This window comes from Acinetobacter sp. YH12135, assembly GCF_013418565.1.
Lineage (GTDB): Bacteria > Pseudomonadota > Gammaproteobacteria > Pseudomonadales > Moraxellaceae > Acinetobacter > Acinetobacter towneri.
Map to the genome: position 1 here is coordinate 110,793 of NZ_VPBU01000008.1, position 10,498 is coordinate 121,290.

The window sequence follows — 10,498 nt, forward strand, 5'->3', positions numbered from 1 at the left end:
AGTTTTTCAGGAATAGGCGAGATATCAAGCAGCACGCGATGTTCGTTTGTTCTATTAGTTTTTTTACATTGACCAGGTGTGATTTATGGCTGCTGAAGAACATGCCCTTACTTCGACCGAGTATATCAAGCATCACTTGACCAATATGACCTATGGCAAAATGCCAGACGGTTCATGGAAGTTGGCTGAGTCTGCTGAAGAAGCTCAACAGATGGGGTTCACTGCTATTCACTTGGATTCAATGGGTTGGTCTATCGGACTTGGTCTGATCTTCTGTTTATTGTTCTGGATTGTTGCGAAAGCTGCAAATTCAGGCGTGCCTGGTAAATTCCAGTCAGTAATTGAAGTGATTATCGAGTTTGTGGATTCAAGTGTACGTGATACCTTCCATGGGAAGTCTCGATTAATTGCACCCTTAGCATTAACCATTTTCGTGTGGATTTTCCTCATGAACTTGATGGATTTGATCCCTGTTGACTTTATTCCTTATGTAGCTCAACAGGCGATTGCATCTATGCTGGGTGTGGACCCTCATCAGGTTTACTTTAAAATTGTTCCGACTACAGATCCAAACATTACCTTAGGTATGTCTATTTCTGTATTCTTCTTAATTATTTTCTATAGTATTCGTGAGAAAGGTGTTGGCGGCTTCGTTGGTGAGTTGGCACTTAACCCATTCAACCCAAGTAATCCAGTTGCTAAAGTGCTTTTAATTCCATTCAACTTATTGTTGGAATTGACTACTTTCTTGGCGCGACCAGTTTCATTGGCTCTACGACTGTTCGGTAACATGTATGCGGGTGAGTTAATCTTCATTCTTATCGCGTTATTACCGTTCTGGATCCAGTGGGCATTGTCTGTGCCTTGGGCGATTTTCCACATTTTGATTATTACGCTACAAGCATTCATTTTCATGATGTTGACTATCGTGTACATGAGCATGGCAAGCGAAAAGCATTAATGGTATGGCCTAACTGTCATCGGGCGGTTGGGCACACAATTTTTTAACTTAATTTGGTATAAAACCTAACCTCTGAGGAATTATCATGGAACTCACTTTAGGTCTAGTTGCAATTGCATCTGCTATCTTGATCGCTTTCGGTGCTTTAGGTACTGCGATTGGTTTTGGTCTTTTAGGCGGTCGCTTCCTTGAAGCTGTTGCTCGTCAACCAGAATTGGCTCCACAACTTCAAACTCGTATGTTCTTAATCGCAGGTCTTCTTGATGCTGTGCCTATGATCGGTGTTGGTATTGGCTTGTTCTTCATCTTCGCTAATCCATTTGTAGGTTAATCAGCTTAATTCCGAAATTCACTATTTGAGGAATTTGCAATGAATATCAACCTCACATTGTTTGGCCAAGCGATTGCATTTGCGATTTTCGTCGCATTCTGCATGAAGTTTGTATGGCCACCACTAATCAATGCGATTAGTGAGCGTCAGCGTCGTATTGCTGACGGCTTAAATGCAGCTGAGAAAGCCAAAGCTGATCTTGCCGATGCGCAAGCTCAAGTGAAAGCTGAATTAGATGCAGCTAAAGCACAAGCGGCTCAATTGATCGAACAAGCGAATCGTCGTGCAGCACAATTGGTAGAAGAAGCGCGTACCCAAGCATCTGCTGAAGGTGAGCGTATTCGTCAACAAGCGAAAGAAGCTGTTGATACAGAAATCAATTCTGCTCGCGAAGAATTACGTCAACAAGTAGCTGCGCTTGCAGTAACTGGTGCAGAGAAAATTCTTAGCCAGCAAGTTGACGCAGAAGCTCACAATGCCATGCTGACTCAGCTGGCTGCTAAACTTTAAGAGAGAGGCAGATTATGGCTGAACTCTTGACGTTGGCACGCCCATACGCTAAAGCAGCATTTGCTTACGCTTCTGAGCAAGGTGCAACTGACAATTGGTCAACAGCACTTAACTTGCTCAGTGCTGCGGTGCAAGACGAAGCATTTTCAGCTTACTTAAATCGCCCTGAGCTTACGCCTGCTGAGCAGGTGAGTATTTTTGCCAAAGTTTTAGGTGAAGACCAAACTGCAGCAGTGTCAAACTTTTTGACATTGCTTGCTGAAAACAACCGTTTGGCTTTGCTTCCTGAAATTCAAGCAGAATACGAACAGCTCAAATCACAGAATAACAATACTGTGGATGTTGTGATTGAATCAGCATTCCCATTGACTTCTGTACAAGAACAAATTCTTGCTCAAGCGTTAGAAAAACGTTTCGCTGCGGCAGTAAATGTTTCTGTAGAAGTGAACCCAGCGTTAATTGCGGGTGTGGTTATTCGTGCAGGCGACCAAGTGATAGATGATTCTGCGCTTAACAAGCTTGAAAAAATGCGGACACGTCTTTTAGCTTAATTGCGAAGACTGAACTAATAAAAGATTGAGGTATAGCGCAATGCAACAACTGAATCCATCCGAGATCAGTGCGCTCATTAAACAGCGTATCGGCGATCTGGACACCAGCGCGACCGCTAAAAACGAAGGTACCATTGTTATGGTATCCGACGGTATTGTGCGCATTCACGGCCTTGCTGATGCAATGTACGGTGAAATGATCGAATTCGACGGCGGCTTATTTGGTATGGCACTGAACCTAGAACAGGATTCAGTGGGCGTCGTTGTTTTAGGTAACTACTTAAGCCTTCAAGAAGGTCAAAAAGCACGTTGCACAGGTCGTGTATTAGAAGTTCCGGTTGGTCCAGAACTTTTAGGCCGTGTAGTAGATGCTTTGGGTAACCCAATTGATGGTAAAGGCCCTATTGATGCAAAATTAACTGATGCTGTAGAAAAAGTAGCACCAGGCGTAATTTGGCGTCAATCAGTGGATCAACCTGTTCAAACTGGTTATAAATCAGTTGATACCATGATCCCTGTAGGCCGTGGTCAACGTGAGTTGATCATTGGTGACCGTCAAACTGGTAAAACAGCAATGGCGATCGATGCGATCATCGCTCAGAAAAACTCTGGCATTAAGTGTGTATACGTAGCAATTGGTCAAAAACAATCGACTATCGCAAACGTAGTACGCAAGCTAGAAGAAACTGGCGCTATGGCGTATACAACTGTTGTTGCAGCAGCAGCGGCAGATCCAGCAGCAATGTTGTATCTTGCTCCGTACTCTGGCTGTACAATGGGTGAATACTTCCGTGACCGTGGTGAAGACGCGCTTATCATTTATGATGACTTGTCTAAGCAAGCTGTTGCGTATCGTCAAATTTCATTGCTTTTACGTCGTCCACCAGGTCGTGAAGCGTATCCAGGTGACGTGTTCTATCTACACTCGCGTCTACTTGAGCGTGCTTCTCGTGTATCTGCTGACTATGTTGAGAAATTCACTAACGGTGAAGTTAAAGGTCAAACTGGTTCTTTAACTGCATTGCCGATTATTGAAACTCAAGCAGGTGACGTTTCTGCATTCGTACCAACCAACGTAATTTCGATTACAGATGGTCAGATCTTCTTAGAAACATCATTATTCAACGCGGGTATTCGTCCTGCTGTGAACGCGGGTATTTCTGTATCGCGTGTTGGTGGTTCTGCTCAAACTAAGATCATCAAAAAATTGTCTGGTGGTATCCGTACCGCTTTGGCGCAATACCGTGAATTGGCAGCGTTTGCTCAGTTCGCTTCTGACCTTGACGAAGCAACTCGTAAGCAACTTGAACATGGTCAACGTGTAACTGAGTTAATGAAGCAGAAACAATATGCGCCATACTCAATTGCTGACCAAGCTGTTTCAGTTTATGCATCTAACGAAGGCTATATGGCTGACGTAGAAGTGAAGAAAATCGTAGACTTTGATGCTGCGTTAATCTCTTACTTCCGTTCAGAACATGCTGCGTTAATGCAACAAATCGATGAAACTGGTGATTTCAACAAAGACATCGAAGCTGCAATCAAAGCAGGTATTGAAAGCTTTAAAGCGACTCAAACTTACTAATTTAGCATTGGCTAGTTAGGGGTTTGGTTCACGGAATCAACCTTCGGAAGCCTGAAAGGGCTTTCGAATACTAGGTTAAGCGTATGGCAAATTTAAAAGAAATTCGCGCCAAAGTAGCTAGTATCAAGAGCACGCAAAAGATTACTCGCGCGATGCAAATGGTTGCTGCTTCTAAGATGCGTCGTGCGCAAGAGCGCATGGCTCAAGGCCGTCCGTATGCCGAAAATATGCACCGTGTAATTGCTCATTTGGTACAGGCGAACCCTGAATACAAACACCGTTATATGATTGAACGCCCTGTAAAACGCGTTGGTTATATCATCGTGTCTTCAGATCGTGGTTTGGCAGGTGGCTTGAACATTAACTTGTTCAAGAAAGTTGTAAAGCATGTACAGCAACAACAAGAGCAGTCAATTGAAGTTCAGTTTGCTTTAATTGGTCAAAAAGCGGTTTCGTTTTTTAAAAACTACGGCGGTAAAGTGCTTGGTGCAACTACAAACGTAGGTGACGCGCCAAGTCTTGAACAGTTATCTGGCTCTGTGCAAGTGATGTTAGATGCGTACGATAAAGGCGAGTTAGATCGCATTTACCTCGTGTCAAACGGCTTTGTCAATGCCATGACTCAAGATCAGAAAATCGAACAACTTGTTCCTTTAGCATCTGCTGAAGAAAACAAGACTCTTAACCGTCAATACGGTTGGGATTATATCTATGAACCAGAAGCTGAAGAGCTGTTAAATGGTTTATTGGTTCGTTACATCGAGTCTATGGTTTATCAAGGTGTGATTGAAAACATCGCATGTGAACAGTCTGCGCGTATGGTTGCAATGAAAGCTGCAACAGATAACGCAGGTGAACTGATCAAGAGCCTACAACTTATTTATAACAAGCTGCGTCAAGCCGCGATTACTCAGGAAATTTCTGAAATCGTTGGTGGTGCCGCTGCCGTTTAACATTATTAGTTTGAATTGAGGAGACAGCAATGAGTGGCGGTCGTATCATTCAGATCATCGGCGCGGTTATCGACGTCGAGTTTGAACGCAACAGCGTTCCTAAGATCTATGACGCTCTCCAAGTTGACGGTACTGAAACTACATTAGAAGTTCAGCAACAACTTGGTGATGGCGTAGTTCGTACTATTGCAATGGGTTCTACTGAAGGCCTTAAGCGTGGTTTGAACGTAACTAACACTAACGCGCCAATCTCTGTACCAGTAGGTACAGCGACACTTGGTCGTATCATGGACGTTCTTGGTCGCCCTATCGACGAAGCTGGTCCAGTTGCAACTGAAGAGCGTTTACCAATTCACCGTCAAGCGCCTTCTTATGCAGAACAAGCGGCTTCTACTGACCTTTTAGAAACTGGTATTAAAGTCATTGACTTACTTTGCCCGTTCGCGAAAGGTGGTAAAGTTGGTCTGTTCGGTGGTGCGGGTGTTGGTAAAACCGTAAATATGATGGAGTTGATCAACAACATCGCTAAAGCGCACTCAGGTTTATCTGTATTCGCTGGTGTTGGTGAGCGTACTCGTGAAGGTAACGACTTCTATCACGAAATGAAAGACTCTAACGTTCTTGACAAAGTAGCAATGGTCTACGGTCAGATGAACGAGCCGCCTGGTAACCGTTTACGCGTAGCGTTAACTGGTTTGACTATGGCTGAGTACTTCCGTGATCAAAAAGATGAGAACGGTAAAGGTCGTGACGTATTATTGTTCGTAGACAACATCTACCGTTATACACTAGCAGGTACTGAAGTATCAGCACTTCTAGGTCGTATGCCATCTGCAGTAGGTTATCAGCCTACACTTGCAGAAGAGATGGGTGTTCTTCAAGAACGTATTACTTCAACTAAGTCTGGTTCGATTACATCTATTCAAGCTGTATACGTACCTGCCGATGACTTGACTGACCCATCACCTGCTACAACGTTCGCGCACTTAGACGCAACTGTAGTATTGAGCCGTGATATTGCATCTCAAGGTATTTACCCTGCGATCGATCCACTAGACTCAACTTCACGTCAGTTAGATCCATTAGTTGTTGGTACTGAGCATTACGAAATTGCTCGTTCAGTTCAAAACGTTCTTCAACGTTATAAAGAATTGAAAGACATTATCGCAATTCTTGGTATGGACGAATTGTCAGAAGAAGACAAACTTACTGTATACCGTGCACGTAAGATCCAACGTTTCTTCTCTCAACCGTTCCACGTAGCTGAAGTATTTACTGGCGCGCCTGGTAAACTTGTACCGCTTAAAGATACAATTCGTGGCTTTAAAGGTCTTCTAGCTGGTGAATACGATCATATCCCAGAACAAGCGTTCTATATGGTTGGTGGTATTGACGAAGTGATTGCTAAAGCCGAGAAACTTTAATTAGCAGCTCTAATTTAGGAGATTCTCATGGCGACTATGCAATGTGATGTTGTAAGTGTAAAAGAGTCTTTGTACTCGGGCACTGTGACTATGCTAATTGCAAAAGGTGCTGGCGGTGAACTCGGTATTATGCCGGGTCACGCACCACTGGTAACTTTGCTTCAGCCGGGTGCAATCCGCGTTCTGCTGGAAAATGGTACAGAAGAATTAATCTATGTATCTGGTGGCGTTCTAGAAGTTCAACCGCATGTTGTTACGATTCTTGCAGATACTGCAGTTCGTGCAGAAAACTTAGATGAAGCGGCAATTATTGAAGCGCGTAAACACGCTGAACAATTGTTGGCAAATCAAAAGAGCGATTTGGACTCTGCTGCTGCTTTGGCTGCTTTGGCAGAAACTGCTGCACAGTTGGAAACCATCCGCAAAATCAAAAACCGCGCACTTTAATTGTCGGTTTAAGATTGAAAAAAGCCACTCGAAAGAGTGGCTTTTTTTATGCTGTTTGGAATTGAAGCCTTATCTTTGCTTAAGATGCTGTATTGGTAGTTTCAGTAGGCTGATTTGACTCACCTTGTAAAATCATCCCCGCCAGTTTTAGCATTTCAGCTTGAATACTCCCCATTTGCTGTTCCAGTTTCTTAAAGTCCACTTTGCTTAAATCGACTTGTCCATTTAAAAATGGTGAAGCCAAAACTTGCTGATTGGCAGCCAATAAGTTTTGACGGATGGTATCAATTTCCTGTGTTTTTAAGTCTAGGCTGCTTAGTGTTTGATTGAAGCCTTGTAACTGCTGTTGTAATTGAGTCGCTGCAATTTGTAATTGTTGTGGATCTTGCGCATCTACAGCGGTTTGCAATTCAGACTTGGTTTGATTCAGTTGTTCGACATATTGACCTGCTTTGAGCTGTAGATCAGCCACATCGCGCACAATATAGAACATATTGCCACTGCTTAATGGAGCGTTGGTTGGGTTTGTATTGCTGTTGGATGATGCGCTGGAATCATCTTGATTAGTTGTTTGCGTTTGCGGCGTGTTCATTTGATCACAGGCGCTGAGTAGCAAGGCAGAACTCAATAGTGCAAACGGAAGTAGTGTCTTCGAAGATACATTTTTCATATTCATGTGATTTTTGGTACTCATTGAGAATGAATATAAAACGAAAATATGAATAAAAAACAGATTGTTGCAAAGCAATAACAAATCTTAATTTTTTTGTCTAAATCAAAAAAAATAGGAGTTTTAAAGAAACTCCTATGAATTACACTTCTTTCATAAAAGAAAAATGATCATAAGTAATGCGTCGAATTGATATTGATAGTCCCTTCTCTTGCGCCATATATGGCTCAGGATGAGGAATATATTCCGCAAGAGGATGAGGGAGCTGAATTATTGATTTAAAGAGAATTTATGAAAGAACTCTTTAACTTGCTGAATAAAAAATTATTTAGCCAATTCAGCCTCAATCGCTTCTACAATGCGCGGGTCATCTGCGGTTAAATCTGGGGCAAAACGCGCCACCACTTCACCTTGTTTATTCACCAAAAACTTTTCAAAGTTCCACAATACTTCAGGTGGTTCATTTGGGGTTAAGCCGTAATCAACCAAATCTTTCCACCATGGGCCTTCACCAATACGTTCAGGAATTGCTTGCGTTAAAGCCGTGTAGAGAGGATGTTTTTCTGCACCCACGACTGGAATTTTAGCAAACAATGGAAAACTCACCTGATAATTCAGTGAGCAAAATTCCTGAATTTCTGTATCGCTGCCCGGTTCTTGTGCCAAGAAATCATTCGATGGAAAGGCTAAAATTTCTAAGCCTTGTGCCTGTTTTGCTGCGTAGAGTTGCTGTAAGCCTTCGTATTGCGGGGTTAAGCCACATTTTGATGCCACGTTCACGATCAACAACACTTTTCCTGCATATTGATTTAATGTGGTTTCCGTACCCTGATTGGTTTTTACTGCAATGTCATAAACTGAAGTGCGCATAGTTGCTTCCTAGAATCTGTATTTTACCGCTACTGTTGTAACTGTAATTTTTGGGTACAGCAAGTTTTATAGCAAAGAAATTTACGACACTGATGGAATCCCGCATAGCCGTGATATTGCGCAGAAAAATGTAATTCGTATCTGCATTTTATTTTATTGATGGATAAATCGAGCGAAAAGTGCCATAAATAGACACTGGGTTTTTAGCACTTTGCATCACAAGTCAGTTATAGAAAAGGGTTTCACAGCAGGTATGCTGTTTGGTACAACAAGGATGATGAATACATGATACGGTCAGATAAAGGCGTATTTTGGGCAATTTTATTGCCATTGATTGCGGTATTGATTTGGTCTTTAAATATTGCAGTAACGAGGTATGTGGCGGAGTATATTTCACCCGTCAGTATCAGTTTTTATCGCTGGTTGATTGCTTTTCTGATTTTAACCCCGTGGATATTGCCCAAAGTTTGGCAGCAGCGTGAGTTGATTCGTCCACATTTGAAACAGTTGGCAGTGCTTAGTGCTTTTGGTTTGGTGCTGTATCAAGGTCTAAGCTATACCGCAGCCAATTACACCACTGCAACCAATATGGGCATTATTAATGCGTTTATTCCCATGTTTACGGTTTTGGTTTCATTGCTGATCTTAAAAGACATTCCGACACGATTTGCGGTTTTTGGCTGCATTATTTCATTTTCGGGTTTGTTGTATGTGATTGCACAAGGAGATTTGCGTCAACTCAGTCAGCTGACAGGACATGCGGGCGATATGCTCATGGTTTTGGCGGTATTTTTTTACGCCTTTTATGGGGTGTTTTTAAAGAAATGGAATTTAAAATTGCCGCTCATGCTGAGTCTTTATGTGCAAATTATATTCGCCTTACTTTACCATCTGCCATTTATTTTGTGGTTCGGCTTGGATCATTTAAATAGCCAAAATGGTTTAAGTGTGCTGTATGCAGGTATATTTCCTTCAATTATTGCACCTTTGGTATGGATGTTGGCCGTTCAATATTTAGGGCCAAATCGCACCAGTATTTTTATGAATTTGATGCCTGTTTTCACGGCTATCATTGCATATTTTTGGTTGGCAGAAGTGTGGGGGAGTTATCACAGTATCGGTGGATTGATTATTTTAACGGGTATTGTGTTGGCACAAATGAAAGCACGCGTACACATTCAAGCAAAAAGTTGAGTTTAATTGGTGTTTTTTTTATCACATAAAGGTGTATTTAAAATGCCTTTTATTCAAAATTTATACAGTATTGAGTGTTATGAATTATGACAGTTTTTTTAATTTTTCTAAAATAATTGTAAAAATAGTAAGATAATTTAAATTGTTAAGAAAAAAAAGATGAATCTTTCATTGAATATTTGTCTTGGATTAATAGGAAAAATCTATTTGTATAGTCGACTAAATTACTCCATAATTCACGTACTGAAAATGATCCACTGTATTCAATAATCAGTGAAATAGCATTTGCAGCAAGATTTTCAAACCCTCTGGATGTGCTTTTATACACATCCTTTTTATGCTCAACCATCCCTATATGGTTGAGCTTTTTTTTATCCACTGGAGCGTAAAACCTCGTGGTTCAGCACGAGGATATAAGCGACTGGAGTAAACCATATGAACGACACGAAATGTCGTTTTAAATACTTGTACTATAGTCACTATTAAGAAAAATACTGTTAAAATAATTGGATGAAGACACTCAAATTACGCATAAAAGACAAACATTGCAAGGTGCTAAATCAGTTAGCATCCGAAGTAAATTTTGTCTGGAATTATGTCAATGATTTGTGTTTTAAGCATCTACAACGTAAACAACAATTCTTTTCAGCATACGACCTTGCAAAATACACGAAAGGCACATCGAAAGAATGCAACTTGCACAGTCAAACTATTCAGGCAGTGACAGAAGAATTGGTCACAAGACGCAAGCAGTTCAAAAAAGCAAAACTAAAATGGCGTGTCAGTAATAAACAATCAGCTAGACGTTCACTGGGTTGGATACCGTTTAAAAAGGTTGCAATCAAATATGCTGATGGCTATGTTGAATATGGCAAGCATCAATTTAAACTATGGGATAGTTACGGATTAAGTCAATACAATATCAAAACAGGCACATTCGTAGAAGATAGTCGTGGACGTTGGTATGTTTGTCTTGTAGTTGATGCAGTCAAAATAGAAAAA

Annotated in this window: 12 protein-coding genes and 1 pseudogene; 10 read left to right on the plus strand and 3 right to left on the minus strand. The window is 41.5% G+C overall.

Annotated elements, in window-relative coordinates; genetic code table 11:
• Positions 1 to 85: 85 nt before the first annotated feature.
• The 8 genes from atpB (at position 86) to FTU70_RS06535 (ending at position 6,762) form a co-directional block, all read left to right on the plus strand.
• Positions 86 to 961, plus strand: coding sequence for a F0F1 ATP synthase subunit A (gene atpB / locus FTU70_RS06500; RefSeq protein WP_004970145.1), 876 nt, complete (start codon positions 86 to 88; stop codon positions 959 to 961).
• An 85-nt stretch (positions 962 to 1,046) separates the two neighbouring features.
• Complete coding sequence (gene atpE, locus FTU70_RS06505) at positions 1,047 to 1,292, plus strand: F0F1 ATP synthase subunit C (protein WP_000424060.1); 246 nt, start codon at positions 1,047 to 1,049, stop codon at positions 1,290 to 1,292.
• A gap of 39 nt (positions 1,293 to 1,331) precedes the next feature.
• Positions 1,332 to 1,802 (plus strand): F0F1 ATP synthase subunit B, encoded by a 471-nt coding sequence (locus FTU70_RS06510; RefSeq protein ID WP_004970142.1) that lies wholly within the window; start codon positions 1,332 to 1,334, stop codon positions 1,800 to 1,802.
• Positions 1,803 to 1,816: 14 nt separating this feature from the next.
• On the plus strand, positions 1,817 to 2,353 hold the full coding sequence (locus FTU70_RS06515; RefSeq protein WP_004970141.1) for a F0F1 ATP synthase subunit delta: 537 nt from the start codon (positions 1,817 to 1,819) through the stop codon (positions 2,351 to 2,353).
• 40 nt (positions 2,354 to 2,393) lie between these two features.
• Positions 2,394 to 3,938, plus strand: coding sequence for a F0F1 ATP synthase subunit alpha (gene atpA / locus FTU70_RS06520; RefSeq protein ID WP_019837172.1), 1,545 nt, complete (start codon positions 2,394 to 2,396; stop codon positions 3,936 to 3,938).
• Positions 3,939 to 4,021: 83 nt separating this feature from the next.
• Positions 4,022 to 4,891, plus strand: coding sequence for a F0F1 ATP synthase subunit gamma (gene atpG / locus FTU70_RS06525; protein WP_004970136.1), 870 nt, complete (start codon positions 4,022 to 4,024; stop codon positions 4,889 to 4,891).
• Positions 4,892 to 4,920: 29 nt separating this feature from the next.
• Positions 4,921 to 6,315: a F0F1 ATP synthase subunit beta gene (atpD, locus tag FTU70_RS06530; protein ID WP_004970134.1), complete on the plus strand. Its 1,395-nt coding sequence runs from the start codon at positions 4,921 to 4,923 to the stop codon at positions 6,313 to 6,315.
• 27 nt (positions 6,316 to 6,342) lie between these two features.
• Entirely contained in the window at positions 6,343 to 6,762 is a 420-nt protein-coding gene (locus FTU70_RS06535; RefSeq protein ID WP_004970132.1) for a F0F1 ATP synthase subunit epsilon, read from the plus strand.
• A 79-nt stretch (positions 6,763 to 6,841) separates the two neighbouring features.
• On the opposite strand, the gene FTU70_RS06540 is transcribed toward FTU70_RS06535, so the two are convergent.
• On the minus strand, positions 6,842 to 7,432 hold the full coding sequence (locus FTU70_RS06540; RefSeq protein ID WP_136144381.1) for a hypothetical protein: 591 nt from the start codon (positions 7,430 to 7,432) through the stop codon (positions 6,842 to 6,844).
• Between the two features lie 324 nt (positions 7,433 to 7,756).
• Entirely contained in the window at positions 7,757 to 8,302 is a 546-nt protein-coding gene (locus tag FTU70_RS06545; protein ID WP_004970127.1) for a glutathione peroxidase, read from the minus strand.
• Positions 8,303 to 8,587: 285 nt separating this feature from the next.
• Here FTU70_RS06545 and FTU70_RS06550 point away from each other — a divergent pair, with 285 nt between their 5' ends.
• Positions 8,588 to 9,496, plus strand: coding sequence for a DMT family transporter (locus FTU70_RS06550; RefSeq protein ID WP_136144380.1), 909 nt, complete (start codon positions 8,588 to 8,590; stop codon positions 9,494 to 9,496).
• Positions 9,497 to 9,641: 145 nt separating this feature from the next.
• Here the strand turns inward: FTU70_RS06550 and FTU70_RS06555 are convergent, their stop codons facing one another.
• Positions 9,642 to 9,875, minus strand: a complete 234-nt coding sequence (locus FTU70_RS06555) for a hypothetical protein (RefSeq protein ID WP_257222544.1) — start codon at positions 9,873 to 9,875, stop codon at positions 9,642 to 9,644.
• Positions 9,876 to 10,006: 131 nt separating this feature from the next.
• Here FTU70_RS06555 and FTU70_RS06560 point away from each other — a divergent pair.
• Positions 10,007 to 10,498: pseudogene (locus FTU70_RS06560) on the plus strand (RNA-guided endonuclease TnpB family protein); the annotation flags it as partial.